The organism is Mesorhizobium sp. LNHC229A00 (assembly GCF_000502415.1).
Taxonomy (GTDB): domain Bacteria; phylum Pseudomonadota; class Alphaproteobacteria; order Rhizobiales; family Rhizobiaceae; genus Mesorhizobium.
Genome location: NZ_AYWQ01000001.1, coordinates 582,308 through 608,223 on the forward strand (window position 1 = coordinate 582,308; position 25,916 = coordinate 608,223).

22 protein-coding genes and 1 tRNA gene are annotated in these 25,916 nt (G+C 61.4%); 13 read left to right on the plus strand and 10 right to left on the minus strand.

Features of this window, described 5'->3' with window-relative positions:
- Position 1: 1 nt before the first annotated feature.
- The 5 genes from X742_RS166825 to phaC form a co-directional block, all read right to left on the minus strand.
- Positions 2 to 1,141: a hypothetical protein gene (locus tag X742_RS166825; RefSeq protein WP_023769993.1), complete on the minus strand. Its 1,140-nt coding sequence runs from the start codon at positions 1,139 to 1,141 to the stop codon at positions 2 to 4.
- Positions 1,142 to 1,606: 465 nt separating this feature from the next.
- Complete coding sequence (locus tag X742_RS166820) at positions 1,607 to 1,852, minus strand: hypothetical protein (protein ID WP_023791552.1); 246 nt, start codon at positions 1,850 to 1,852, stop codon at positions 1,607 to 1,609.
- Between the two features lie 3,488 nt (positions 1,853 to 5,340).
- Positions 5,341 to 5,415: transfer RNA gene (locus X742_RS166810), tRNA-Glu, on the minus strand.
- A 243-nt stretch (positions 5,416 to 5,658) separates the two neighbouring features.
- Positions 5,659 to 6,900, minus strand: a complete 1,242-nt coding sequence (locus tag X742_RS166805; RefSeq protein WP_023769998.1) for a YcbK family protein — start codon at positions 6,898 to 6,900, stop codon at positions 5,659 to 5,661.
- Positions 6,901 to 7,305: 405 nt separating this feature from the next.
- On the minus strand, positions 7,306 to 9,141 hold the full coding sequence (phaC, locus tag X742_RS166800; RefSeq protein ID WP_023769999.1) for a class I poly(R)-hydroxyalkanoic acid synthase: 1,836 nt from the start codon (positions 9,139 to 9,141) through the stop codon (positions 7,306 to 7,308).
- A 98-nt stretch (positions 9,142 to 9,239) separates the two neighbouring features.
- On the opposite strand from phaC, the gene X742_RS01000000169515 reads away from it, so the two are divergent.
- From X742_RS01000000169515 to recJ, 8 genes are all read left to right on the plus strand, one after another.
- Positions 9,240 to 9,632 (plus strand): hypothetical protein, encoded by a 393-nt coding sequence (locus X742_RS01000000169515; protein ID WP_023770000.1) that lies wholly within the window; start codon positions 9,240 to 9,242, stop codon positions 9,630 to 9,632.
- Positions 9,633 to 9,676: 44 nt separating this feature from the next.
- Positions 9,677 to 10,894 carry an LL-diaminopimelate aminotransferase gene (locus X742_RS166795; RefSeq protein ID WP_023770001.1) on the plus strand — a complete coding sequence of 406 codons (1,218 nt, stop codon included), beginning with the start codon at positions 9,677 to 9,679 and terminating at the stop codon, positions 10,892 to 10,894.
- Between the two features lie 36 nt (positions 10,895 to 10,930).
- Positions 10,931 to 12,244 carry a homoserine dehydrogenase gene (locus X742_RS166790; RefSeq protein WP_023770002.1) on the plus strand — a complete coding sequence of 438 codons (1,314 nt, stop codon included), beginning with the start codon at positions 10,931 to 10,933 and terminating at the stop codon, positions 12,242 to 12,244.
- A 129-nt stretch (positions 12,245 to 12,373) separates the two neighbouring features.
- Positions 12,374 to 12,730 carry a hypothetical protein gene (locus X742_RS166785; protein WP_023770003.1) on the plus strand — a complete coding sequence of 119 codons (357 nt, stop codon included), beginning with the start codon at positions 12,374 to 12,376 and terminating at the stop codon, positions 12,728 to 12,730.
- 69 nt (positions 12,731 to 12,799) lie between these two features.
- The gene (locus X742_RS1000000171965; RefSeq protein WP_023770004.1) at positions 12,800 to 12,967 is read left to right on the plus strand and encodes a Thivi_2564 family membrane protein; all 168 of its coding nucleotides are present in this window, start codon (positions 12,800 to 12,802) and stop codon (positions 12,965 to 12,967) included.
- A gap of 203 nt (positions 12,968 to 13,170) precedes the next feature.
- Entirely contained in the window at positions 13,171 to 14,154 is a 984-nt protein-coding gene (glpX, locus tag X742_RS166780; RefSeq protein WP_023770005.1) for a class II fructose-bisphosphatase, read from the plus strand.
- Between the two features lie 96 nt (positions 14,155 to 14,250).
- Entirely contained in the window at positions 14,251 to 14,475 is a 225-nt protein-coding gene (locus X742_RS166775) for a DUF6434 domain-containing protein (RefSeq protein ID WP_023770006.1), read from the plus strand.
- Positions 14,476 to 14,568: 93 nt separating this feature from the next.
- The gene (recJ, locus tag X742_RS166770; protein ID WP_023770007.1) at positions 14,569 to 16,350 is read left to right on the plus strand and encodes a single-stranded-DNA-specific exonuclease RecJ; all 1,782 of its coding nucleotides are present in this window, start codon (positions 14,569 to 14,571) and stop codon (positions 16,348 to 16,350) included.
- Between the two features lie 41 nt (positions 16,351 to 16,391).
- Here the strand turns inward: recJ and X742_RS166765 are convergent, their stop codons facing one another.
- From X742_RS166765 to folE, 4 genes are all read right to left on the minus strand, one after another.
- Complete coding sequence (locus tag X742_RS166765) at positions 16,392 to 16,949, minus strand: dihydrofolate reductase family protein (RefSeq protein WP_023770008.1); 558 nt, start codon at positions 16,947 to 16,949, stop codon at positions 16,392 to 16,394.
- A gap of 87 nt (positions 16,950 to 17,036) precedes the next feature.
- Complete coding sequence (locus X742_RS166760; protein WP_015317575.1) at positions 17,037 to 18,008, minus strand: patatin family protein; 972 nt, start codon at positions 18,006 to 18,008, stop codon at positions 17,037 to 17,039.
- Positions 18,009 to 18,092: 84 nt separating this feature from the next.
- Positions 18,093 to 18,554 carry a phosphoribosyl-AMP cyclohydrolase gene (gene hisI / locus X742_RS166755; protein ID WP_023770009.1) on the minus strand — a complete coding sequence of 154 codons (462 nt, stop codon included), beginning with the start codon at positions 18,552 to 18,554 and terminating at the stop codon, positions 18,093 to 18,095.
- 42 nt (positions 18,555 to 18,596) lie between these two features.
- A complete protein-coding gene (folE, locus tag X742_RS166750) occupies positions 18,597 to 19,232 on the minus strand; it encodes a GTP cyclohydrolase I FolE (RefSeq protein WP_023770010.1) in 636 nt (211 codons plus the stop codon).
- 240 nt (positions 19,233 to 19,472) lie between these two features.
- Here folE and X742_RS166745 point away from each other — a divergent pair, with 240 nt between their 5' ends.
- Positions 19,473 to 19,919, plus strand: coding sequence for an iron-sulfur cluster assembly scaffold protein (locus X742_RS166745; protein ID WP_023770011.1), 447 nt, complete (start codon positions 19,473 to 19,475; stop codon positions 19,917 to 19,919).
- 279 nt (positions 19,920 to 20,198) lie between these two features.
- Here the strand turns inward: X742_RS166745 and X742_RS166740 are convergent, their stop codons facing one another.
- Positions 20,199 to 21,116, minus strand: coding sequence for a LysR substrate-binding domain-containing protein (locus X742_RS166740; RefSeq protein ID WP_023770012.1), 918 nt, complete (start codon positions 21,114 to 21,116; stop codon positions 20,199 to 20,201).
- 322 nt (positions 21,117 to 21,438) lie between these two features.
- Here X742_RS166740 and yidD point away from each other — a divergent pair, with 322 nt between their 5' ends.
- From yidD to X742_RS166720, 4 genes are all read left to right on the plus strand, one after another.
- Complete coding sequence (yidD, locus tag X742_RS166735) at positions 21,439 to 21,813, plus strand: membrane protein insertion efficiency factor YidD (protein WP_023770013.1); 375 nt, start codon at positions 21,439 to 21,441, stop codon at positions 21,811 to 21,813.
- A 137-nt stretch (positions 21,814 to 21,950) separates the two neighbouring features.
- On the plus strand, positions 21,951 to 22,769 hold the full coding sequence (blaOXA, locus tag X742_RS166730) for a class D beta-lactamase (RefSeq protein WP_023770014.1): 819 nt from the start codon (positions 21,951 to 21,953) through the stop codon (positions 22,767 to 22,769).
- Between the two features lie 144 nt (positions 22,770 to 22,913).
- Positions 22,914 to 24,890 (plus strand): threonine--tRNA ligase, encoded by a 1,977-nt coding sequence (gene thrS / locus X742_RS166725; protein ID WP_023770015.1) that lies wholly within the window; start codon positions 22,914 to 22,916, stop codon positions 24,888 to 24,890.
- Between the two features lie 84 nt (positions 24,891 to 24,974).
- Positions 24,975 to 25,913, plus strand: a complete 939-nt coding sequence (locus X742_RS166720) for a GNAT family N-acetyltransferase (protein ID WP_023770016.1) — start codon at positions 24,975 to 24,977, stop codon at positions 25,911 to 25,913.
- Positions 25,914 to 25,916 lie beyond the last annotated feature (3 nt).

The window sequence follows — 25,916 nt, forward strand, 5'->3', positions numbered from 1 at the left end:
TCTAACGGAACAGATATCTCGACACCTCGGGGTTGCCGCGGCGCCACATCACGTTATCGAGGAAGTAGTGGTGTACGTTGATGAAAATCAACACGATAAAGAAGAACAGCGACGATCCAAGGACCTCCCGGTCATAGGGGACAATGGCAGTCAGCGCGGTCGGAATCAGCCAGAAACCCAGACCGCCGAGGAGGAGGCCAGCACTGATGAACTCCAGGAGCCGCACTCTGTAGGCCGGACCAAGGATCGACAGGATTCTGGATTGCGGAATTTTTTCGGCATCGCGCTCATCACGCTCGACATTGCTCTGGTAGCGCCAGACCACCGCCAAGTACTGCAAGGAATGGAGCGCCGGCACCACGAGCAGCCAGAGCGGATTTATCCTTACGATCAGAATCCAAAGATAAAGCGACGCGCTGTAGGCGATGATGCCGTTATATGGCAGGCTGCCGCCATTCCTGGTCCAGCGATTGATCAGCATCACAACGGTGGCAGCCGTGGAAGCGGCCGCGGCCGAGAGTGCAATCGCATTGAGCCATGCAGGAGTGGCAAACGTATAATATTCCAGCCCCAGATATTTTCCCTGGCTGACCGCCGTGTTCGTCTGAAGCCATGCGAACAGCCAAACGGCATAGCTGTTGACCAGCAGGATTTTCTTGTCCGGATCGGTGAAGAACCGGCGCTTCAGAACGGCATCAACCATCAACATGCCGTAGCCTTGCTTGACGTAATGCCAACCCACGAAAAAGAACATCGCGTTGGTTGCGTTCCCCAAGAGCCGGGCGTTAGCCGTTATCGAGCCATAAGCGAAAAATGCGCCCATGAGCAGGGGAACGACGATGCCGGCGAAGATGTAGCGGATCTGCAGGTTCCTGTCGTATCCGTCGCCGCGTAGCTTCCGCCCAAAATTGCGGTAGAAGAGTTGGTAGGAGTGGGCGAAGTGCGGATAGTTGATCAGATAAGCCAGGAAAAGCATCGTCGCCGCAACGAGCCCTTCGTATCTCAGCGGCACGAAATACAGCACCGGCAAAATCAGGAATGCGCTGCCGCCAAGCATCAGAAAGTCCGTGAGCGGACCAAAGAGATATTTTGGAGGCGTTGCCGCAGGAGCGCGTGTATCCGCCGAAAGGTGAACTGCCATATGAGCGCTCCCTTACGGTCCATTTAACCACCGGCCCGTTTGCTCGACAAGATCGAGAATCCGAACGGTCACCGCAACGGGCTTGAGCATCGGCCGCAACGGACGCCGTGATCCTCAAATTGTCGATGCGGTGCCGCCTTGCCAAATCTGCCGGGCACTCGCTGTGTAGAATCGGGAAGGAGAGATCGAGGCCTGAAAAAAGTCTGGTACGCCCAAGAATCAGTCCGCGCTGTTGTTCGCGATTGTCCATATTAAACAAAGATGTTGAGGAAATTGCTCCCGCCATTGTGCGCCGACGTACAGGGGCGGTTCGGGCCAGCGGACTGAAGGGCACGAATGCTGTGATAGGTGCCTTGAAAGGCCTGAAGACGGAGGCGTCAAGGGCCGATATCGCGCGGACTTTGACCAGCAACAACAGCGCGGTGCGCGCTTCTGACGGCCAATGCCGGCTCTCGGCTACAGACTTCAGAGATCGATAATGTTGCGCGTGCGCTGCTGCTCACGTGGGGTCAGCGCCACTGATTTGCGATGATCGTACCAGAGCGCCATAAGGACGATGACGATTGTTAGGCATATGCCAACGGCCAACCCCTGCAAGAATTTTGGGTCCAACCTGTGCAGATACCAGCCCAGCCAGTCATGCAGTACGGCCATCAGGCAGATCGTGATGACCGCTGCGATTAGCTGAAGGATCGTGGCCCTGTTGGTCATCATATCCGGCCCGATTACAGACGGGTGAGCACCAGTGTGAAGAAAACCTATCAGAAACCAGCGCTGATCAAGCGAGAGAAGCTTGCGTCAATCTCGGCTCAGATCGTCCCTGTATCCGGCCCGAGCGACGTCTGACCCATTTAGTGCAGCAATCAAGCGCGCTGGCTCCGGCTGGCGGGCTTTTGCAATTGTACGGTGCGGAACAATCGGCATTAACATTTGTTGGGGCGCTTATGGAAAAGGCCGATCCTCCAGAACCGATCCCGGACAGCATTCTCTTGGCCGCTGCAAGGTTGCAGGCGGCTCTCGAAAAGCGATCCAGCACCGGTTCAAGTGGAAGTGAAGGCCGACGCAGTGCCTGAGAGCTACCGTGCGGCCAGGCGACCTTACAGGTCCGCCGTGCGCCCACAAGCCAGAATGGTCGTCACGCCGTCAATGTGATCGCTCGGGGCTATCTGCCTCCAAAAGGCGTACGGTGCCCTGGTCGCCCCCGAGATTTCCGGCATCGGACCGTTTGGAAGACAATCATGCGTCCCCCCTATCAGGGCAGATGAGGCATGGACCCCGTCAAAGAGTACCTTCCTGACATCGTTCGCGACCAGGAGACCGCCTTGTCCATTCAAGGCGAGCGGCTGCTCGTGAGCTCATTCGAAAACCTGAAATCCGCGCAGGCCGCCCTTCGGCGGCTGGATAAGCATTGGGCAAACTGGGCATGCTCGGCAGCGCCACTGTGTCGATCCAGCACACGCCGCTGTGGCATTCGTCTTGCAACGCCATTTTGTCGTGGGAGAAGACAGAATGGCTTTATCCAATCAGCTGCTCGACAAAAACCTGACCTTTCAGTGTCCGGGCTGCAAAACCCCACTGGTCAGGAAAGGCTCCTGGATCAAGTCGGTAACGACGTTCACCTGTAAGCGATGCGGTCAAAGGGTACGGCTGTCTTACAGCGAAAAGCTTGAGATTTTCAGGTTGGGTACCGGTCCGCGCGACACCGGGACCTAACCTCCTGTACTCTGTTATTTCCGCCTTGGAAATTCGATCACCTTCGCCTCAGGCTCCGGCTCCAGCGGTTCATGACCAGCCCGGTCATGCCAGAAGACTTGGCGCAGACCGCGTTGGTCGACCCGCTGGCCACATCTAGGGCAGTTATAGAAGTGAAGATGCTCCTCAATATGCTGCCCTCCATGCAGTTTGCCGGGAATCGGAGGGCCAAGGTCAGATAGCTTCATCATGCGGGCTGCAACATCCGACCATGCTAAATGTTCCGGAACTATTTTAGCTCGAACTAATTGAATCGCGGTTGGGTAACAATCGGGAGGGCGTGAGTGTTGGAGTATCGAGTTGATATTATGGCCGGCGGGTCGGTTGTGTCTTCGCAGGTCGTGATGGCCCAGGTGCCATTCAAGGCGGCAGAATTACATGTCGGCCAGCGGGTCACATTGAGGCACCAGGAGGAAGACTGGCTGCGTGTCACCGAAATAAGGGGCGGGAAGCGAACCTACGCTTACGTTTGCCGGAAAAGGGCGGCGTGAGCACGGCTGCTCCGCAGGCCACATCATCATCCTAGCTGCAGGAAACACAGCGGTAGAAACCAGGAACTCACGTCGGTTTAGTCTTTTCGAGGGTCGCTTGCCATTCGGCATCGCTGCGGTAGTCCGGGGAAGTAGGTGTGAATTTCTCGCATCGGCAGTTTCAGATGGGTGTCCCGGTAAGCGCGCCGGTGCTGATCATTGAAGAACGTGATGTGGCGGAAAAGTCACGCAACTTTGAAATGCGGGGATTCAACCTGCGAGCGCTTATTGTCCAGCTGAGCGAGGCGTACCGTCACCATCGGGCAAAGGGGATGCCCCCTGACCGCGACGCGGTTCATACCTCCCCAACTAGCGCCCGGTGCGGAAAACGTGGTTTGGGCGCTTTTCTTATCCAGGCAGGGCTGCTCAGCCTAGCGCTCAAGCGCCCAGCCTGGTGCGCAGGGCGGCTTTCTTGCGATGTGTCCTTATATTAGCAAGCAACGATATATTAAGGACTGTGACGCACCCTTCCACATAATGAGGACGGGAAAGCATCTCCCTCATCGACGTTACAACGCGCGCGCACCTGGAGCGCCGCTCGACCAATGCGGAGCGGAGCAAACGCATGAGTGTCGTCAGAGCAACTCTCGAACGATTGCTGCAGTTGATTCATCGCCGAGCCCTTAAAATAGCGGCGTTGCCGGAGGATGAAAGGGATTCACACTACGACCTCCTCCGCCTGTCATGTTGCGCAGCCGCCGAGCACATCGGGCAAAGTCCTGACGAGGCAGCCATCACGGCAAACAATATGGTTCAGTTTGTTCGCGCACTGGTTGGAATCATTGAGGTTGTAGGCGAAGGATCGGACCAAGAGCGAAGCTCCGATCGGCCGCCGGCGCCGACGCGACATTTTGGTAGCCGGGAGAATAGCACCACGCGCATCTAGGGATTGCGATGCAAGTCGGCCGCCAGGGACCATGGCCGGTGTTCTTCACATGCGTTCCTAACTATGTTGGGTATGGATATGCGCGGCGGAACGTCTGAGCCGGTGCCGCTGCCTCACGGTGGTGGGCTTTGCGTGTGGCGCAAGGAACGAGTCGGCCAGCGGTAGCGTTATTGTCCATCAAACCGATGGAGGTAACCGTGAGGAAGCTGATATTCGCATCCGTTCTTGCGCTTGCCACTACTGCCGCTGTCTCCTCGCCGACCCAGGCGCAATTTCTCTTCTCACCTTTTGGCGGCCCCTTTGGCGGCTATTATGGCGGTGGGCTCGGAGGATTCCCGTTCCCCCACCGTTACGTGGGGCCTTACTATGGCGACCCGTATTACGAGGGACCATACCGGCCCTACTACAGATACCACCACAGGTATTATCCCAGATATTTCTACCACCACAGGCACCACCATAGGCACCACCACAGGCACTATTACCGCCACAGGTATTGAGATTGGCCCGGCGGCTTTGGCTTCCGGGCCTAAATTCCGTCTATACGTCATCCCAAGGGCCGACTGTCTCTGACGACATCGCCTTTACTAGGCATTTGGGGACCCAATTCACGAAGCGGGTCAAGTTAACCGCGTAGCCGCACCGCCTGGACGTGCTCTCTTCACCTACATAAATTGCAAAAACTCGCGGCACTTGATCCATAGTGGAAAGTGGGGCGCCCGAGCAGCAGGCCCCAGCAATTTCGCTGACCTTATAAAAAGAAGTGCCGACGCAGCTCCTGAAACTCGGGTTGGGTGAATAGGGCAATTTCCGCCTTATATATCCGCGAAAGTAAACCGCGGACCGATTGAAGTCAGGCCCATCCTTCGCAATCTCGCACGAATCACGGGCGTTGTTACTCACTTCAATGGGCATCAGGGACCGATTGCTCCGCGCTTGCAATTTGGCTTCGAAGCAGCTTTTTCAAAGGGGGAAATTGGCCAGAACTTGGACGGAAACCAAGCTCACTCGAGCTAAGCCGTTGAAAGATCTGGTACGCCCAAGGGGAATCGAACCCCTGTTACCGCCGTGAAAGGGCGGTGTCCTAACCGCTAGACGATGGGCGCGCTCAGACGAAGCGGCTTATACTGGCGTTGCGCGCAACCGGCAACCCGTTAGGTGCCGCCTTGGACAACTTTTTTCCAGCCTGCCAAATCGGCGTTTTCGCGAGGGCGGAAGAGCTTGCGATTTGCGGTGACGTCAGTCGCTCCGGCATCCTCGGGTGTTCGCGACGGAGCTTCGCTCCTGCTCTGCCAGTGGATGACGAAGCCGGCGACTCCGCCGACAGCCTCCAGCCCGCCAAATCGCTGCTAGCCGTCGTCACCGCCGCTGCGCCGGCGGCAGCGCCAGTTCCAGTCGCGCTCGGGGCCGACGTCGACGTGGACCGATTCGGTGTGGCAGTAGGTGCCGACGCCGCCGCGGCCGGGCATGGTCCTGATGTAGCTCGCAAGCTCCCATTTGGAGACGCCGGGCACCTGGATGTCGGCGGCGGCGCAATACATGTGCAGCGAGTTCTTGGCGCCGTTGGCGCGACGATTGCGGGCCGGATCGCGATAGCCCGAGGTCACCATCATCTTGCGGCCATAATGGCCTTCGATCGTCTTCAGCACGCGTACAAGGGACGGCTTCAGGCAGGCGACGTCGACGCTCTCATTCTGCTTCAGAAGCCCGTTGGGCGCGAGCCGAGCCATGCCGGCGGCGGACGCAACCTGATAGGAGCCGCCGGAGCCTTCGTCCTCGTTGAGGTCGACGTCGCTTTCATCGTCGAGGCCGGATTTGCGCTTTATCTCGAACAGGGCTGTCTGGCGCACGCCGGGCAAGGCGTCGCTGCCGGTGATGTGACCGGTATCGCCGCCGAGTGAAGCCAGTTGCAGTGGCTTCTGCGTGGAATCAGCAGAGGCCAAAGTGATGATCGGTTTTGCCGCGGCAGCAGCGGGCTTGGGCTGCACGGCGGGCTGTTCGCCCGATCGAGTGTTGACCAGCGGAGCAGGTGTCGCCGAAGCCGGGGTGGCGCCAAACATGGAGGCCAGGAAGCCTTTTTTCTTGGGCGTGTCGGCTTGTGGTGCCTCGCCGGCGGTCACGTACACCGGATTGTTCATCATCGGTGCCGCGGTCGGCGCCGTCGCGGCGGCATCGGCGGCGGCGATCTTCTGGGCGACCACGTCGGTCCGCTGCGCCGTCTGTACCGGCTGCTGCAAGGACTGCGACGTCTGTCCCGCGATCGTCTCCGCGCCGGCCGGTATGGTGAGCGGGAAAGTGGGCCCCGGCTTGGCCATCGGTACGTAAGCAACCGTTTCGGGAAGTGCCGTATCGCTTTCGCTCATCACGGTCGTCTGCTCTGTCGCCACCTGTGACGACGAATCGGCGGCGAGAGGCTTGCCCGCGGAGGCGGCGTGAAGGTCCGATGCGGAAGCATTGTAGCCGGGCATTCCAACCGACAGTGTCGGGTCACCAGCCGATGTGCAGGAGGCCAGAAGCATGGAGCAGAGCGCTGCCACAATGGCGCGGCGTTCTCCCTTTGCGAGGCTCCATCCTGCTGATTTCAAAGTCAAATTCCCCCTCGATGTCCGATCGGTATATCCGTGGCGCAGACTGGTATGTCCGCGTCATGGTGACCTTTGTCTCCGATCCGGAAACGAGACCTGTGTCAAATCAGCAAGCCTTTAGGTATTTTTGCAGCGATTGCCGAATTNCGCGGCGTTCTCCCTTTGCGAGGCTCCATCCTGCTGATTTCAAAGTCAAATTCCCCCTCGATGTCCGATCGGTATTTCCGTGGCGCCGACTGGTATGTCCGCGTCATGGTGACCTTTGTCTCCGATCCGGAAACGAGACCTGTGTCAAATCAGCAAGCCTTTAGATATTTTTGCAGCGATTGCCGAATTGCGGCTGCTTGATGGTTGACGACACCATTTCGCCCGCTTTTGCGGGGGCGTCAACTCACCAGACATTACAGTCCGTTACACACGGACCTTGACATAGGTACCGGGAGCATCGCCCAAGGTTTTCATATGCTTGCCGGGTTTGCGGGCAGGCACACGGATGTTGTCCTTGGCCTCTATCCAGCCTTGCCAGTGCGGCCACCAGGATCCCGGATGGTCGGTGGCGGAGGCTATCCACTGGTCGAAGTCGCCCTTCGGCGGACCGCCGGTCCAGTACTGATATTTGTTGGATGCGGGTGGATTGACGACGCCCGCGATATGCCCCGATCCCGCCATCACGTACTCGACCGGGCCGCCGAAATATTTCGAGCCAATGAAGACGGACAGAGCCGGCGCGATGTGATCTTCCCGGGAGGCGAGATTGTAGACCGGAATGGTGACATCGCCGAGCGAGACCGTGTGGCCCGCCAGTTCCATCGTGCCGCGCGAGAGGTTGTTCTCGAGATAGCAGTTGCGCAGGTAGAAGGAGTGGTTGGCCGCCGCCATGCGGGTCGAATCGGCGTTCCAGTAGAGCAGGTCGAAGGGCAGGGGGTCCTTGCCGCGCATGTAGTTGTTGACAACATAGGGCCAAATCAGGTCGCCCGATCGCAGCATGTTGAAGGCGGTTGCCATCTTTGTGCCGTCGAGATAGCCCTTTTCGTTCATCGACTTTTCCACCGCCGCGACCTGTTCCTCGTCGACGAACACTTTCAGATCGCCGGCATGGGTGAAGTCGACCTGCGTGGTGAAGAAGGTCGCCGACTTGATGCGGTCGTCGCCTTCCCCAGCCATCAGCGCCAAAGCCGCCGCCAGCAGCGTGCCGCCGACGCAGTAGCCTATGGCATTGACGTCGCGCTCGCCGGTCGCCTTCTCGATCGTGTCGAGGCCGTATTGCAGGCCTTCCCTGATATAGGCTTCCCAGTTCTTCGCGCCGTGGCGTTCGTCCGGATTGATCCAGGAGATGACGAAAACGGTGTGGCCTTGCTCGATCGCCCAGCGGATGAAGGATTTCTGCGGGTTGAGGTCGAGTATGTAGAACTTATTGATCCAAGGCGGGCAGATCAGCAGCGGGCGCTTCAGCACCGTCTCGGTCGCCGCATCATATTGGATGATCTCGGCGACGTCGCTGCGACCGACCACCTTGCCGGGCGTGGTGGCGATGTTCCTGCCGATCTCGAAGGGTGAATAGTCGGCCTGACGCAGTTTGAGGTCGCCCTTGCCGGCAGCGATGTCCTCGGCCAGCATCTTCATTCCGCGCACAAGGTTTTCGCCGTTGGAGGCGACGGTTTCGCGAAACAGTTCGGGATTGGTCAGGATGAAATTGGACGGCGAGATGGCGTTGGATACCTGCTTGACGTAGAAACTCGCCTTGTGGCGGGTATGCTCGTCCAGGCCTTCGGCATGGTCGACCAGTTCGGACGCCCAGCGCGAGGTGACGAGATAGGCCTGTTTCAAGAAGTCGAAGAAGGCGTTGCGGCCCCATTCCGGGTCCTGGAACCGCTTGTCGCCGCGCTCCGGCTTGACGGCATCGTCGGCGCGCTCGGCATTGGGGCTGACGCGCTGGATGGCATTCGCCCAAACCGTCATGTAGCCGGCGAACAGCCGCGTCTGCGCTTCAAGCGCCCGCTGCGGATCGGCGAGCCAGTATTCGCTGAGCTTGGAGAAGGTCTTGACCATGTCGACGACAGGCTCGGCGACTTGGTCGCGCACCTCACCTTTTTCGCGCGGTTCGGCCCATGCGGAAGCCGCCTTCCCAGCCTGCTCGATCATCCGAGCCATGTTCAGCGCGAAGCGTTCCGGGTCTTTCACCAGATATTGCTCGACCGTCGAAGGTCCGCCATCTTCCGCTTTGCCCGAATCGGGTGTTTTGGACATGGTTCGCGGGGTTCCTCCGGAAGCGTTTTCTTGACATATTAACATGGGACATCCGACAGGGTCCAATCTCGCTCTACCCCGGCTGCCAAGGAAACAATATGACGATTAAGTTTGGCGAGACTGTTTTTTTCTGTGCCGGCCACTTTTGCCGCATCAGCGCGGCCCTCACGCTCCTGGCCGTTGCCGGATGCTCGAGCACGAATACCGGCGGTCCGGTGCCGATGGCCACCGACGCGGGCCCGAAGGATACCGGCACCTTTCCGAACCTGAACATTCCGCCGCAGGTGGCGGCGAAACAATTCACCGAGGCCGAGAAGAATGCCAAGCTCGCCCAGTTGAAGGCCGATGCGAACAGGCAAGGCGCCAAGGGCGGTGGCGCGGCCGTCACCAACCAGGCGGCGCTGACCGATCTCGCCAAGAAGCATGGTCCGCAGACCCTGAAGCAGATCGAAGGCAAATGCGACCCCGCCCTCGACCCTACCTGCAAATGAGTATATAGCGCGCGCCCAACGCTCCCTTGCTGTCTGGAACTGCCATGGAAGAATTTCACAAGGTCCGCCGGCTTCCGCCTTACGTGTTCGAGCAGGTCAACCGGCTCAAGGCGAGCGCCCGTTCGCGGGGCGCCGACATCGTCGACCTCGGCATGGGCAATCCGGACCTGCCGACGCCCAAGGCCATCGTCGACAAATTGTGCGAGGTCGTGCGCGATCCGCGCACGCACCGCTATTCCTCGTCGCGCGGCATTCCCGGTTTGCGCCGCGCCCAGGCAAACTACTATGCCCGCCGCTTCGGCGTGAAGCTCAACCCCGACACCCAGGTGGTGGCCACGCTAGGCTCGAAGGAAGGCTTCGCCAACATGGCGCAGGCGATCACCGCGCCCGGTGACGTGATCCTGTGCCCCAACCCGACCTATCCGATCCATGCCTTCGGCTTCATCATGTCGGGCGGGGTCATCCGCTCGCTGCAAGTCGAGCCCGATGACGGCTTCATTCCGGCGCTCGAGCGCGGCGTCCGCCATTCGATCCCGAAGCCGCTGGCCCTGATCCTCAACTATCCATCGAACCCGACGGCGCTGGTCGCCTCGCTCGATTTCTACAAGGACGTTGTGGCCTTCGCAAAGAAGAACGACATCATTATCCTGTCCGACCTTGCCTATTCCGAAATCTACTTCGACGGCAATCCGCCGCCTTCCGTGCTGCAGGTGCCGGGCGCCATCGACGTCTGCGTCGAGTTCACCTCAATGTCGAAGACCTTCTCAATGCCCGGCTGGCGCATGGGCTTCGCCGTCGGAAACGAACGGCTGATCTCGGCGCTGACACGGGTCAAATCCTATCTCGACTACGGTGCCTTCACGCCGATCCAGGTGGCGGCGGCGCACGCGCTCAATGGCGACGGCGCCGATATCGCCGAGGTGCGTGACATCTATCACAAACGCCGCGACGTGATGGTCGAAGCGTTCGGCCGCGCGGGATGGACCATACCGGCCCCCGCGGCCTCGATGTTCGCTTGGGCGCCGATCCCGGAGCCGTTCCGTCATCTGGGCTCGCTCGAATTCTCCAAGCTGCTCATCGAGCACGCCGATGTGGCGGTGGCGCCCGGTGTCGGCTTCGGCGAGCATGGCGACGATTTCGTGCGCGTAGCGCTGGTCGAGAACGAACACCGGATCCGCCAGGCGGCGCGCAACATCAAGCGCTTCCTCTCGGCCAGCGCCAAGCAGCCCAACAATGTGGTGCCGCTGTCCGCCCACCGGTAATACAAATTCGATCTGATTTGAGGGGCGTCGCCTTCCATGGCTGAAGCACTGCGTGTTGGAATTGCCGGACTTGGCACGGTCGGTGCATCGGTGGCGCGCGTGTTGCGCGACAAGGCGGCGGAACTGACCCGCCAATGCGGGCGCGACATTATCGTGTCGGCGATTTCGGCACGCGACCGGAAACGCGACCGTGGCATCGATTTGAGCTCCGCGAATTGGTTCGACGATCCGGTCAAAATGGCGCAGACCGCCGAGATCGACGTTTTCGTCGAGCTGGTCGGCGGCGATGAGGGGCCGGCGCGCGCCTCGGTGAAGGCCGCGCTCGAAGCCGGCCGCCATGTCGTCACCGCCAACAAGGCACTGCTTGCCAAGCATGGCGTGGCGCTTGCCGAAATCGCCGAGAAGAAGGGCGTGCTGCTCAACTACGAGGCCGCGGTGGCAGGTGGCATCCCGGTCATCAAGACGATGCGCGAGGCGATGGCCGGCAATTCCGTCACCCGCGTCTTCGGCATCCTCAACGGGACCTGCAACTATATCCTGACCCGCATGGAGGCCGAGGGCGTCTCCTTCGACGTCGTGCTGAAGGACGCGCAGCGGCTGGGTTATGCCGAAGCCGACCCAACCTTCGACATCGAGGGCCATGACACCGCGCACAAGCTGTCGATCCTGACCAGCCTTGCCTTCGGCACCAAGATCGCCGCCAACGACGTCTACATGGAAGGCATTTCCAACATTACCCAGGCCGACATCCGTGCCGCCGGCGATCTCGGCTACCGGATCAAGCTGCTCGGCGTCGCCCAGCGCACCGAAAGCGGCATCGAGCAGCGTGTTCATCCGACCATGGTGCCGACTGCTTCGGTCATCGCTCAGGTTCATGGTGTCACCAACGCAGTGGCGATCGAGACCGATATTCTGGGCGAGTTGCTGCTCTCGGGCCCCGGCGCCGGCGGCAATGCCACCGCCTCGGCGGTCATCGGCGATATCGCCGACATCGCCAAGAGCCGGCCCGGCTTCCAGCATGGTCCCGTCTTCGGCCGTCCGGCGAAGGAACTGAGACCGTATAAGAAGGCGCAGATGCGCAGCCATGCCGGCGGCTACTTCATCCGGCTGACCGTGCATGACCGAATCGGCGTGTTCGCGGCGATCGCCAAGCGCATGGCCGACAACGATATTTCGCTGGAATCGATCGTCCAGCATGCGGTCAGCGGCGAGGCGCCGGCGCAGAAGACGGTAATTCTCGTCACCCACGAGACCACCGAGGCCGCCGTGCGCAAAGCTGTCGACGGCATCACCAAGGACGGCCATCTGACCGACAAGCCACAGGTCATCCGCATCGAGCGGGCAGGGTAGAAGGCAGCCTCGTTGCCGTGGGCAAAACCCCCGGCGGCGTGTCTTGGTTGGGTGAGGGCATCCCACTGCCGCCCGGAACGAATTGGCGTCGGTACCGTTCTCTTGGTCAGCAACCAAGGGAGCCGCTTCATGGCCGATACCAACAAATCCGACGCCCCTGACATCGGCGACATCCAGAAGACACTGGAAAAGCAGATCGCCGACCTGCGCAAGGAGATCACCAAGATCAACAAGAGCATTTCGCAGCGCAGCGCGGAGATGCTCGATGATGCCAGTGAGCAAGCATCGGATTTCTACGATACAGCCGCTTCCCGCGCCTCGCGGACAGCGCGGCAGTTGCGCAGCCGGGCCCAATCCGTTTCGGAAGTCGCGCGTGAAAATCCGGGCGCGACCACAGCCGTGCTTGGCGTGATCGGCCTACTCGGCTTTCTGGCCGGGATTGCCGTCGGCCAATCGATGAACGACACGTCGCGTCGCTGGTACTGATCGTGCTTGTGCCGAGCCGGCCTTGCCGGCTCGTTTCTCCGTTTCAGGCAATCATTCAAGGAGGGCACCATGGGTTTGTCCGTGCTGATCGGCATCCTGATTACATTTCTCGTCATCATTCTCGTTCTCTACCTGGTGCAGCGGCTGCCGCTTGATGCCAGGATGAGGCAGATCGTGCAGGTCATCGTCATCATCATCGGCATTATTTCGCTGCTCAAATACCTCGCGGTTTTCTAGGACCGCAAAGCGACGGCAATTTCTGTTCTGTGCCGGCCCGGTTCATCTCAAACCGGGCCGGCATTGTTTTCGAAGATTCGGTTCAATCGATTGTTATTGCTAAGCTTTCGATTAACCACCCGGCAGGTCTTGCCGTTGTCATGGTCGTTTGACAAAACAAGCACGCCTCTGGCGGGAGGCGGCATCAAACGAGGATTTGCCGAATGAATGTGGCCCAGAACATCGTCGCCGGCCTTGACCGGATACTCACCATGGAACTGGTGCGCGTCACCGAACGGGCCGCGGTCGCGGCCGCCAGGTTGCGCGGCCGCGGCGACGAAAAGGCTGCCGACCAGGTCGCCGTCGATGCCATGCGCGAGGAGCTCAACCGCCTCGCCATCAAGGGCACGGTGGTGATCGGCGAGGGCGAGCGGGACGAGGCGCCGATGCTCTATATCGGCGAGGAGGTCGGGACCGGCAAAGGGCCTGCGGTCGATATCGCGCTTGATCCGCTCGAAGGCACGACGATCTGCGCCAAGAACCTGCCGAACGCGCTCGCCGTGATCGCGATCGCCGAGAAGGGCAGCCTGCTGTTCGCGCCCGACGTCTACATGGACAAGATCGCGGTCGGTCCGGGTTATCCAGAAGGGGTCATCGATATCGACGCCTCGCCGGCCGAAAACGTCGCCAGCCTCGCGCGAGCGAAGGGCGTTGCTGTGACCGACATCACGGCCTGCATTCTCGACCGTCCGCGCCACGCCAAGCTGATTGATGCCGTGCGGGCCACGGGCGCCGCGATCCGGCTGATCGGCGACGGCGACGTCGCCGGCGTCATCCACACCACGGACGCGGAAGAAACCGGCATCGATATCTATCTCGGCACCGGCGGCGCGCCGGAAGGTGTGCTGGCCGCCGCGGCGTTGCGCTGCACCGGCGGCCAGATGCAAGGCAGGCTGATCATCGATACGCCGGAAAAGGTCGCACGTGCCGCAAAGATGGGCATTTCCAATCCGAAGCGGATCTATCAAGCGGAAGACATGGCGCGAGGCGACGTGCTGTTCGCGGCCACCGGTGTCACCGATGGCAATATGCTGGCCGGCGTCAAGTTTGGCCGCACATACATCACTACCCACACGATCGTGCTGCGATCGTCATCGCGGACCGTGCGCGAGATCAAGGCCAGGCACCAGGATCTGGATAAGTTCTAGGTTCCATCCTGTTGTCGGCCTCAGTGCTTGCGAACGTGCATCGCAGTCGTTAGCCCTGTGGCTGCATCGGATGATGCTGGCCGCAGGGATTTGACGATGAAGCCGTTCGACTGGCACGCGGATACGATCTCGCGCGCCACCGCCATCACGAAATTCTACCGCAACACCCAGAACGTGCGCCGCTTTTTCACCCGTGAATGCGGTAATGCTTTCAGGTTCGACCGACCGTTTATGGCCTGGCTCAAGGACGGTGCGGAGAAGACGATGGGAGATGCGGCAGACGAATGGCTTCGGCGCCAAGCTGAAAGGCGGAAAGCGTAATTTCTTGAACTTCTCCCGCACGGCGCGTCACCGCGAACTTGGCTTTGGCGGCCTTTGGCTTATCCTGCCGCCAACCATGAGTTGGCAAAGCGCATGATGGGCGAAAGGCGCCTTTTCCTCGATGTCAGGCAGTCGGCAACCGGTCTCTCCTGGGAGCACCGGCTGACCGAACGGCAGGACATGATCGCGCTTGCCATCGCACAGGGTCATGGCGTGCCCGACATCGTCGCGCGCGTTCTTGCCGGACGCGGCGTGGCCGTCGAGGAGACGGAGCGGTTTCTGGACCCGACGATCCGCGACCTGTTGCCGAACCCGGCCTCGCTGACCGACATGGACAAGGCCGCCATCCGCATCGCCGCCGCCGTCATGGCGCGGGAGAAAATTGCGATCTTCGGCGATTACGACGTCGATGGCGCGGCCTCGTCGGCCTTGCTGAAGCGGTTTCTCACGCATTTCTCGGTGCCGTCGGAAATCTATATCCCGGATCGTATTTTCGAGGGCTACGGTCCCAATCCCGATGCCATGCGCGAACTGGTATCTCGCGGCGCGACGCTGATCGTCACAGTCGATTGCGGCACCAACAGCGCCGTTTCGATCGACGCGGCCAATGCCGCCGGCGCCGATGTCGTGGTGCTCGACCACCACCAGGTCGGCGGCGTCTTGCCCGCGGCAATTGCCGTCGTCAATCCAAACCGCGACGACGACCTTTCCGGACAGGGCCATCTCTGTGCCGCCGGTGTCGTGTTCCTCGCCTTGGTACAGACTGCAAAGGTGCTGCGTGGCCTGAGCGATGTCACGCCGCCCGACCTGCTTTCCCTGCTCGATCTGGTGGCGCTTGCCACCGTCTGCGACGTGGTGCCGCTCACGGGCGTCAATCGCGCCTTCGTCGTCAAGGGTTTGCAGGTGGCGCGACAGCAGAAGAATGAAGGAATGGCCGCGCTGGCAAGGGTGTCACGCGTTGGCGAGCCGATCAGCACCTTCCATCTCGCCTACCTGATCGGTCCGCGCATCAATGCGGGCGGGCGCATCGGCGATGCAGCACTCGGCAGCCGGCTGCTTGCAACTGACGATCCGGTCGAGGCGCAGACCATCGCCGAGACGCTCGACCGGCTGAACCAGGAGCGGCAGCTGATGGAGCAGGAGATGCTCGCCGCCGCGCGCGCCGAGGCCGATGCCGAACTCGCGGGCGGCAGCGGCCCTGCGATCGTCGTCACCGCCAGCAACAGTTGGCACCCCGGCATCGTGGGCCTGCTTGCCTCACGGCTGAAGGATCACGCACGGCGGCCGGCATTCGCTATCGCTTTCAACGCCAACGGCACCGGCACGGGCTCCGGTCGTTCCGTGTCGGGTTTCGACCTTGGCCGGCTGGTGCGCGAAGCTGCCAATGCCGGGCTCATCGTCAAGGGCGGCGGCCATGGCATGGCTGCCGGCATCACCGTCGAGCGGGCAAGACTGGGTGAGCTCAGGGCCTTCTTCGAGGAGCGGGCGGCCGCCGACGTTTTCAGATTGCAGGATGAGGAAAGCCTGGCGATAGACGGCGCGCTTGCCGCCGAAGGCGCGACGCTCGGCCTGCTCGATGCCCTGGAAAAGGCGGGCCCCTTCGGGGCCGGGCATGTCGCGCCGGTTTTCGCGCTGCCACGCCATCGGCTGGCCGATATCAGGCCGGTCGGCACCAGCCATATTCGCGCCGATTTACAGTCGGAGAGCGGCGGCCGCATCCAGGCGATCGCCTTTCGCGCCGTCGATACAGTGCTCGGCGAGTTCCTGTTCAAGAACCGCGGCAAGACGGTGCATGTCGCCGGCTCGCTGTCGGGCAATTACTGGAACGGCAACCGTACGGTGCAGTTTCGCATCATCGATGCCGCGCGGGCGTAGGTGCGTGCCGGAAACCTGGGCAATTCAGCAACCTGGGCAATTCAGCCGGCCGGCGCATAACGCAACAGCGTCACGCCCTGGGGGAGACTTTGGGTGCCGACCGGGGTCAGCGCCAGCGACAGGCCGGATTGAAAATACGGTTTGCCGCCCCCCAGCACCACGGGATGCATGTAGAGCCGGTATTCGTCGATGAGGCCGGCTCGTGCCAGAGAGGCGGCAAGATCGGCGCCGCCAAGGATGACGAGGCCGTCGGTCCGCGCCTTGAGAGATCGTACCGCATCCTGCGCATCGCCATCCACCAGCCGGGCATTGAGCCCGACTTGCCGAAGCGTGGTCGAGAAGACGATCTTCGGCGTTTCGCGCCATGCATGGGCAAAATCCCGCTCGACCTGGGTGGCGCCGGTCTCGCGTTCAGGGCTGTCCCAGAAGCGCATGGTTCCGTAAATGCGCCGTCCGGCGAGCACGGCGGAGGCCTGTCTCATCATGTCGTTGAAATGCTGGTGCAGTTCCGCCTCGGGCACCGGCAAGCCGCTGTCATCGTTCGATCGGGCGATATAGCCGTCCAACGACGTCAGCATGGAATAGACAATCCTGGCCATCGGCACCTCCGCCTCGATCGACGCAGATCATCATAACCAATTGCGTTTTGCAATCAGTTTGTCCTGAGGCCAAATACAGGAAACGGTCTAGGCGAGAACCGTCTGCAGCCGCGTCAGTTCGCCGATCTGCGCCATCGTCGCTTGGTAGCCGAGCTGGATCGCCTCATCGGCCCGGTGAAATTCGGTGAGACCGATATGGCTGAGCTTGGGTTGCAGCGACATGTCGGGCGGATCGCCGGCAAGTCTCGCCCGCGAAATACGGTCCTGGATGATGTTGAAGGCTTCGACCATCACGCCGGTGATGCCCAGACGCGTCTGGTGCGATTGGTGTTGAGCGTCGACCTGGCCGGGCCTTGGCGCATCCTTTTCGATAACCAGCTCGCCGGCGCTGTGCTTGATCACGGCGGCGCGGCCGAACAGGTCGTAGTGGAGGTTGACCGCCACGACGAGCGGCTGCTCGTAGGCGCGGCAGACCGAAACGGGCACCGGGTTGACCAGCGCTCCGTCGACCAGCACGCGGCCGTTGCAATCGACAGGCTCGAACACGCCAGGCAGCGCGTAGGACGCGCGCATGGCGGTGATCAGCGAACCGCTCGACAGCCAGATCTCGTGGCCGGTACGGATTTCCGATGCAACGCAGACAAATGGCTTGGGCAGATCGTCGAAGCGGATGCCGGCCACGTGCTCGCGCAGGCGCGCGTCCAGCTTCATGCCGCCGAAGAGGCCGCTGCCGCGCAGGTTGAGATCGAGCAGGCCGAAGATGCGTCGTCTGGTGAGGCTGCGGGCGAACTCTTCCAGCTCATCCAGTTTGCCGGCGAGGTAACAGCCTCCGACCAGGGCGCCGATCGAAGTGCCGGCGATCATCGAGACTTCGATGCCGGCTTCATCGAGCGCGCGCAGTACGCCGATATGAGCCCAGCCTCTGGCGCAACCGCCACCGAGCGCGAGCGAAATGCCTGTTTTCTTGGGGGAGGTTGTTTCGGACGCGCCGCCTGCCGAGGACAGGCCATTGGCCTCCCTGACATCTGGTCTGTTACGCAATGACGCCCATTCGAGCATCAATGATCTCCCTTGTCCCAGGCTAGTATACGGATGGGCTGTATCGAAATGATGAATCTATGTGGTCGGTGTCAGGCAGAAGGTTCAAATTGATGGCTTTCGATACGTGTTTTCCGCATCGAACAGCGGCCTGCTGCCGTCGTCGGCAAGCGTCCCCTTGCCGTCGATCAGCCCCACCGTCCGATAAAAGCATGAACGCCGGCCGGTGTGACAGGTTGCGTCGTGGCCCAACACTTTCACGCGAAGCCACACCGCATCCTGGTCACAATCCGTGAGCATCTCGACGACATGTTGGAAATTGCCCGAGGTTTCGCCCTTCTTCCAGAGCGTGTTGCGCGAGCGCGACCAGTAGTGGGCAATGCCTGTTTCAAGCGTCAGAGCCAGCGCCTGTGCATTCATGTGAGCGACCATCAGCAGCATGCCGTCGGCGGCATCGGTCACGACGACGGTGACAAGACCGGCGGGATCGAAGCGCGGCGAAAACACCGCGCCTTCCTCCAGGGCCTTCTTGTCCGAGGGAGCTTCCGGAAATTCCAGTGCCGACATTGCCGGTCTATCTTCCTGTTGACCGCGACGTCGGCAAGGGGCTTACGCCCTGCCGCCGCGCACCATGGTGACAAAGCGAACCTGCTCTTCAGGCGTATCCTTGAAGACGCCTGTGAAGGTGGAGGTCAGCGTGGTGGAACCTTGCTTGCGGATGCCGCGCATGGCCATGCACATGTGCTCGGCCTCGATCATGACGGCGACGCCGCGCGGGTTGAGGACGTCCTGGATTACGCCGGCAATCTGGGCGGTCAGGGCTTCCTGCGTCTGCAGCCGATGGGCAAAGATATCGACGACGCGCGCGATCTTGGACAGGCCGACGACCTTGCCGTCGGGCAGATAGCCGACATGCGCCTTGCCGATGATCGGCACCATGTGATGTTCGCAATGCGAATGGAACTGGATGTCCTTGACGATGACCAGGTCATCGTAGCCGGCGACCTCCTCGAAAGTACGGCCAAGCTCCTCGGCTGGGCACATGTCGTAGCCGCCGAACATCTCGCGATAGGCCTTGGCCACGCGCTTGGGCGTGTCGATCAAACCCTCGCGATCCGGATTGTCGCCGGTCCAGCGCAGCAAGGTGCGCACGGCGGCCTCGACTTCGGCCTCGCTCGGGCGGTCGGTGACCGGCTTTTCCATGTAGGCGGACTGGGGCATGAGTTTCTTGATGACGGCATCCATAAAAGGCGTCTCCCGTAGTTCCTCTCAGAGGAGGAACGAGTTGAACGGACCACGACCTTTCGGTGTCGGAAACTCGCCCCGTTTCCAGCCCCGTAAGCGGCGTGAACTTCCCGGCAAGGACAGTGGCGTTCGCCGCCTTGTCGATACCGGACTGCCAGCATTATATATGGTCGTGCCGAGCGAATGAAAGACGCAGCAACGGCAATCGCTGTTCGCTTGGCGGCGACGGATTGGAAAATAATGATCAACGACGTCTACAACGCGAAAATTCTCGGTTTTGCCGGAAATATCGCCCGCATCGGCCGGCTCGATCATCCCGACGCGACCGCGAAGGCGCATTCCAAGCTGTGCGGGTCGACCGTTACCGTCGACCTCAAGATGGAGGACGGTGTGGTCACCGACTTCGCCCACGACGTGAAGGCCTGCGCGCTCGGCCAGGCATCGTCCTCGATCATGGCGCAACATGTAGTCGGCGCCAGTGCCGAGGAATTGCGCGCGGTGCGCCAGACCATGCTGAAGATGCTGAAGGAGAACGGCGCGCCGCCGGAAGGCCGCTTCGCCGACCTCGGCTATCTGGAGCCGGTGCGCGACTACAAGGCGCGCCATGCGTCGACCATGCTGACCTTCGACGCCGTGGTCGACGCCATCGGCCAGATCGAGAAGAAGCGCGCCGGCGAAGCGGCCTGAAGTGGGCTTCGACCTTACGACGAGCGGGTCCCGCCAGAGCGGTCGTTCATGCCATAGCCTGGTTGCCGAAGCCGCCATTCGGGCGATCACGCGTTGCGCGCCGTTTCCCGAACCTGGCATACCGGGGCGCCCGGTATGATTTGTGACGCGACATCGTCGTCACATTCAAACCAGCAGTCGACCCGGCGGCGGGAGATCCGTCCATGGATATCAACGACCTCGATAAGCTTTTCGGAAAATACAAGAAGGTAACGTATCCGGGTTCGTCCAGCGCACGGCTCAGGCCGGAGCTTTCAGCGTTCGCCTGCTTTCGATGAATTCGCTTCTTAGCCAGTTGGCGAAGGCCGCTGCCGGTTCCGAGAGACCGTGCAAACTCCTGGCCACCAGCCAATAGGCCCCGGATGCGACATCGATGTCGAACGGTTTGACCAGTGCCCCGGTCTCCAATTCTTCTCCAATCTGCAGGAGATCGCCCAGCGCCACGCCGTGGCCGAGCAGCGCGGCCTGCTTGGAGAGTGAGGCGTCCGCAAGCATCGGCCCGCGCGTGGGCATGGCGTTGGCAGGTACGCCCGCCGCTTCGAACCAGCGCGCCCAACCCTGGCGATTTTCCTCGTGCAATAGCGTGAAGCGAGCAAGATCGGCCGGCTTCTCGAGGGCTGGGCCCGATGAAAGCAGCGCCGGCGACAGAACTGGCGAATCGACTGTCGAGGCCAGCCGCTCGGCTTCGCTGCGGGGCCATGACGTCGCGTTCGAGCTGAAACGTAAGGCAAGTTCGGGTTGGTCGCTGCGGAACTCGATCAGCCTTGGGTCCACTTCGAGGGAGACGTCGATATCGGGCCGCAACTGGCGAAACCGGTTGAGCCGGGGCACCAGCCAGACGGCTGCAATCGACGGCTCGACGCTGACACGAACCACGGCCTGCGCGGGGACCGCGACCAGTTCCGAGAGCAGTTTGTCGATATCGTCGAAACTTCTGACCAGTTGAGCAAGCAGCCGACGGCCTGCGTCCGTCAGTTCGACGCGGCGATGGTGCCGGTCGAAAAGCGGTTGGCACAGGAAGGTTTCGAGTTCGCGGATCTGCCGGCTGATCGCCGCCTGGGAGACGAAAAGCTCCTCGGCGGCCTTGCTGAAGCTCAAATGCCGCCCCGCCGCCTCGAAGCTCCTCAACGCCGTAAGGGGCAAGCGTCCACGCTTCATTTCGCATAACCCAGGATTATCCGAAATGGAAATTATACTCGTTTGAAGGGGAGCGCCAGCGGCAGTCTAATCTCGTCAAAGGAGATGCCGCCATGATTCAGTTGCTGGAGATCCTTGGCGACGTCATACGGATCGCTACGTTCCAATGGCGCGACGAAAGACGCGCTACAAGGCATCACGAAGAGTGGTCTCATCCTGGCCAGTGGGCGCCGCCAGCCGACCGGCGGCCATTTCGCCGTTCCCGCCCGTGACCGCACGGCGATCGGGATTGCGTTCTCCAGTGCAAGCGCACATCTATCAGCTGGAAAACGCGGAGATCGCAGTGGGCGACCAGCACAGGCATGCGCATACTGCCGGAGCGTCGAGGCGCGGCCGCAACTGGCCCGGCCCCTGGCGCAAGACGCCTGGGCGCTTGTTCGGCACCTCGCTCGTGCGGCTTTACCAATTGACGCTGTCCGGCTTTGTCGGCAATTCCTGCCGTCATCTGCCGACCTGTTCGGAATACGCGCATGAGGCGATCGCCCGCCATGGCCTTTGGGCCGGCGGCTGGATGGGGTTGTTCCGCGTGCTGCGCTGCGGTCCGTTCGGCACGCACGGCGTTGATCTCGTGCCGCAGGCGCTTCCATCCCACTACGTCTGGTTCATGCCATGGCGGTACTGGCGGATCGGCCGCAAGCGCGGCGAAGCGCAGGGCTAAGTGGCTGGTCACGCCGCGCTGTTTACGCTCCGGTAGGGTTAACGGAAGCCTGCACAACAACTGCGCATTTGAGACAAAATCGAGACAAGAGACCTCGCTAAGCCCGCTCGCGAACCCCCTTCTGGAGCGAGCAGAAAATGCGCAATGTCGATCGTCTTCCCTTTATCATGGCTGGTGTCCTGTTCCTGCTCGCCTGGCTGCTGGGATTTCCGATGCGCGCGCAGTCCGAGCCGCTCGCGGATGTGCAATGCACGCTGATCGCCGATGCTGTAACCGGCAAGACGCTTTACCAGGACGGTACATGCGACCAGCGCTTCAGCCCAGCCTCCACGTTCAAGGTGCCGCTTTCGCTGATCGGTTACGACGCAGGCATCCTTGGCGATGAACATACCCCGGCATGGGACTACAAGCCCGAGTTCAACGCGGTGAAACGCGACCAGAAAACCGTCGATCCGACGATCTGGGAACGTGATTCCATCATCTGGTTCTCACGCGAGATCACCCGCAGGCTCGGAACTCAGAAATTTGCCGGCTACGTATCGAAGTTCAACTATGGCAATGGTGACGTTACCGGCAATCCTGGCAAGGATGACGGGCTCACCCATTCCTGGGTCAACTCCTCGCTTAAGATCACGCCAGTCGAACAGGTTGCCTTCCTGCGGCAACTGCTCGCCGGCACAATGCCGGCGTCGGCCAGGGCGCATGAAATGACACGCGCCATCATGCCGAACTTCAAGGCTGGCGACTGGGCCGTTCAGGGCAAGACCGGCACGACGAGGCTCGGCGCGGGCGGCAAGGACAAGCGCTCGCTCGGATGGTTTGTCGGCTGGGCTGGGAAAGACGGCCGCCAGATCGTGTTCGCCCGGCTCGTCGTCGATACGAAGCGCACCGATATGCCGAAGGGGTTGGCGACACGGGCCGCGTTCCTGAAGGACCTGCCACGGCTGATTAAGTGAGCCGGGCTTTACGGCGGCGGCATCTGCTCATAAAAGACTGCCGCCGCCGGACGCATCCGGCACCCTGGCAGGTCGCAGCCCCGAACCGCTGATGATCTGCATTTACCACCCGCGCTCGTTTGCGGGACTGGATAGGAGATACACATGCTGAATTCCGTTTCCCTGACATTTCCCGATGGCTCCGTGCGTGACTACGATGCCGCGATGACCGGTGCCGGCCTGGCCGAATCGATCTCCAAGTCGCTGGCCAAGAAGGCCGTGGCCTATGCAATCGATGGCACCGTGCGCGATCTCTCGGACCCGCTCGGCAAATCCGGCAAGGTCGAGATCATCACCCGCGAAGATCCGCGCGCGCTGGAACTGATCCGCCATGACACCGCGCATGTGCTGGCGGAAGCCGTTCAGGAGATATGGCCGGGAACGCAGGTCACCATCGGGCCGGTGATCGAGAACGGATTCTATTACGACTTTGCCCGCAACGAGCCGTTCACCCCGGACGATTTCCCGGTGATCGAGAAGAAGATGCGCGAGATCATCGCGCGCAACAAGCCGTTCACCAAGGAGGTCTGGTCGCGCGACAAGGCGAGACAAGTCTTCGCCGACAAGGGCGAGCGCTACAAGCTCGAACTGATCGATGCCATTCCCGAGGACCAGGATCTCAAGATCTATGCGCAGGGCGACTGGTTCGATCTCTGCCGCGGTCCTCACATGGCCTCGACCGGCCAGATCGGCAACGCCTTCAAGCTGATGAAGGTGGCTGGCGCCTATTGGCGCGGCGACTCGAACAACCCGATGCTGACGCGCATCTACGGCACGGCCTGGGCCGACCAGGCGCAGCTCGAAGCCTACCAGACGATGCTGGAGGAGGCCGAGAAGCGCGATCACCGCAAGCTCGGCCGCGAAACGGACCTTTTCCATTTCCAGGAAGAGGGGCCGGGCGTGGTCTTCTGGCACGCCAAGGGCTGGAAGATGTTCCAGAACCTGGTCAACTACATGCGGCGCCGGCTCGACGAGCAGGGCTACCAGGAGGTCAACGCCCCGCAGGTGCTCGACAAGAGCCTTTGGGAGACGTCGGGCCACTGGGGCTGGTACCGCGACGCCATGTTCAAGGTGACAGTCGCCGGCGATGAAACCGACGATGACCGCATCTTCGCGCTGAAGCCGATGAACTGCCCGGGCCACGTGCAGATTTTCAAGCATGGGCTGAAATCCTATCGTGACCTGCCCGTAAAGCTGGCGGAGTTCGGCAATGTGCATCGCTACGAGCCGTCGGGCGCGCTGCACGGGCTGATGCGCGTGCGCGGCTTCACGCAAGACGATGCGCATATCTTCTGCACCGAGGAGCAGCTGGCTTCCGAGTGCCTGCGCATCAATGACCTGATCTTGTCGACCTATGCCGATTTCGGTTTCGACGAAATCAGCGTCAAACTGTCGACACGGCCCGAAAAGCGCGTCGGCACGGACGAGGCCTGGGATCATGCCGAGGCGATCATGGGCGGCGTGCTGGAGACGATCCGGACAAGGTCCGGCAACCGCATCAAGACCTCGATCAATCCGGGCGAGGGCGCCTTCTACGGGCCGAAGTTCGAATATGTGCTGAAGGATGCCATCGGCCGCGAATGGCAATGCGGCACGACGCAGGTCGACTTCAACCTGCCGGAACGCTTCGGCGCCTTCTACATAGGCTCGGATTCGGAGAAGAAGCAGCCGGTCATGGTGCACCGCGCCATATGCGGTTCGATGGAGCGTTTTCTCGGCATCCTGATCGAGAATTATTCCGGCCATTTCCCGCTATGGTTCGCGCCGCTGCAAGTGGTGGTGGCGACGATCACGTCAGACGCCGACAGCTATGCGACCGAGGTGGTGGCGAAACTGAAGGCCGCCGGCCTGCTGGCGGAAGCCGACCTGCGCAACGAGAAGATCAACTACAAGGTCCGCGAGCACAGCCTGGCCAAGGTGCCCGTCATTCTGGTCTGTGGCAAACGCGAGGCGGAGGAGCAGACGGTCAACATCCGCCGCCTCGGTTCGCGCGACCAGGAATCGCTCGGCCTTGCCGAAGCAATCGAACGGCTGACCGAAGAAGCGATCACACCTGACCGCCGACGCAAGCGCGCGGCTTGAATCGGAGTGTTTTCGATCGAATGGCGGTGGAGCGATCCACCGCCATTTTCATATCCCTGTCATGGCAACGTTGTAACGAGCCCCATGCTCAAGCTGAAATCGCGCGAACGACCGTTCCCAGAGCTTTCCTATGCCAATCCGCACCAGCCGGCGCTGGCGCGCTGGTTCATCCATTCGGTCGAAGGCCTGTCGGGCCGCGATCGCTTTGCCGCGCTTTATGATTTCTGGCGCCGCCAGGTGGTTCCGCCGGGCGAACGTGTGTTCAGCCGAATGCTGGACCTCATCGACGTGCGCGTGCAAAGCCCGGACCAATGGCCGCCGAAGGATCTGCCCAATACGCCGCTGGTGATCGTCGCCAACCACCCCTTCGGAATCGGCGACGGCATTGCCGTGCTCTCGCTGGCTGAGCAACTCGGCCGGCCCTTCCGTGTGATGATCCACAAGGACCTGCTCAGGATCCGCGAGATGGAGCCCTATTCGCTGCCGATCGACTTTTCCGAGACCAAGGACGCGGTGAAGAACAACATGGCCGTGCGCCATGAAGCAGTGCGGGTGCTCAGGGAAGGTGTCACGATCGTGGTGTTTCCGGCCGGCGGCGTCGCCACAGCGCCCAAGGGTTTTGGCCGCGCGCGCGACCTGCCGTGGAAAATGTTTCCCGCCCGTCTCGTCCAGGAGGCCAAGGCATCGGTCATCCCGATGCATTTCTCCGGCCAGAACGGCAGGCTTTTCCATCTGGTCAGTGGGCCGATGAACATGGCCGAGCGCGACGGGCGTGTGGCCAAATTCGTCGGCAAGGCCTCGTTGACCTTGCGCACCTCGCTGCTCATTCGTGAATTCGCGCGGCTGTCCGGCAGGGCGATCGACGTGCGTGTCGGCAATGTGCTGAGCTGGAACGAACTGGAGCCGTTGCGCGACCGCAAAACGTTGCTCGACCGTCTCTATCGCGGTGTATTCGATCTGGCGCCGAGCCTGCCGCGCCGTCGCATTCCGTTCCTCCCGGCGCGAACCAAGCTCGCCGCCTGAGGT

What these genes read in the sequence shown, in the direction of transcription:
- X742_RS166825 (WP_023769993.1), bottom strand. Translation starts at nt 1,141, where the DNA reads ATGGCAGTTCACCTTTCGGCGGATACACGCGCTCCTGCGGCAACGCCT.
- X742_RS166820 (WP_023791552.1), bottom strand. Translation starts at nt 1,852, where the DNA reads ATGACCAACAGGGCCACGATCCTTCAGCTAATCGCAGCGGTCATCACG.
- phaC (WP_023769999.1), bottom strand. Translation starts at nt 9,141, where the DNA reads ATGTCCAAAACACCCGATTCGGGCAAAGCGGAAGATGGCGGACCTTCG.
- X742_RS01000000169515 (WP_023770000.1), top strand. Translation starts at nt 9,240, where the DNA reads ATGACGATTAAGTTTGGCGAGACTGTTTTTTTCTGTGCCGGCCACTTT.
- X742_RS166795 (WP_023770001.1), top strand. Translation starts at nt 9,677, where the DNA reads ATGGAAGAATTTCACAAGGTCCGCCGGCTTCCGCCTTACGTGTTCGAG.
- X742_RS166790 (WP_023770002.1), top strand. Translation starts at nt 10,931, where the DNA reads ATGGCTGAAGCACTGCGTGTTGGAATTGCCGGACTTGGCACGGTCGGT.
- X742_RS166785 (WP_023770003.1), top strand. Translation starts at nt 12,374, where the DNA reads ATGGCCGATACCAACAAATCCGACGCCCCTGACATCGGCGACATCCAG.
- X742_RS1000000171965 (WP_023770004.1), top strand. Translation starts at nt 12,800, where the DNA reads ATGGGTTTGTCCGTGCTGATCGGCATCCTGATTACATTTCTCGTCATC.
- glpX (WP_023770005.1), top strand. Translation starts at nt 13,171, where the DNA reads ATGAATGTGGCCCAGAACATCGTCGCCGGCCTTGACCGGATACTCACC.
- X742_RS166775 (WP_023770006.1), top strand. Translation starts at nt 14,251, where the DNA reads ATGAAGCCGTTCGACTGGCACGCGGATACGATCTCGCGCGCCACCGCC.
- recJ (WP_023770007.1), top strand. Translation starts at nt 14,569, where the DNA reads ATGATGGGCGAAAGGCGCCTTTTCCTCGATGTCAGGCAGTCGGCAACC.
- X742_RS166765 (WP_023770008.1), bottom strand. Translation starts at nt 16,949, where the DNA reads ATGGCCAGGATTGTCTATTCCATGCTGACGTCGTTGGACGGCTATATC.
- X742_RS166760 (WP_015317575.1), bottom strand. Translation starts at nt 18,008, where the DNA reads ATGCTCGAATGGGCGTCATTGCGTAACAGACCAGATGTCAGGGAGGCC.
- hisI (WP_023770009.1), bottom strand. Translation starts at nt 18,554, where the DNA reads ATGTCGGCACTGGAATTTCCGGAAGCTCCCTCGGACAAGAAGGCCCTG.
- folE (WP_023770010.1), bottom strand. Translation starts at nt 19,232, where the DNA reads ATGGATGCCGTCATCAAGAAACTCATGCCCCAGTCCGCCTACATGGAA.
- X742_RS166745 (WP_023770011.1), top strand. Translation starts at nt 19,473, where the DNA reads ATGATCAACGACGTCTACAACGCGAAAATTCTCGGTTTTGCCGGAAAT.
- X742_RS166740 (WP_023770012.1), bottom strand. Translation starts at nt 21,116, where the DNA reads ATGAAGCGTGGACGCTTGCCCCTTACGGCGTTGAGGAGCTTCGAGGCG.
- blaOXA (WP_023770014.1), top strand. Translation starts at nt 21,951, where the DNA reads ATGCGCAATGTCGATCGTCTTCCCTTTATCATGGCTGGTGTCCTGTTC.
- thrS (WP_023770015.1), top strand. Translation starts at nt 22,914, where the DNA reads ATGCTGAATTCCGTTTCCCTGACATTTCCCGATGGCTCCGTGCGTGAC.
- X742_RS166720 (WP_023770016.1), top strand. Translation starts at nt 24,975, where the DNA reads ATGCTCAAGCTGAAATCGCGCGAACGACCGTTCCCAGAGCTTTCCTAT.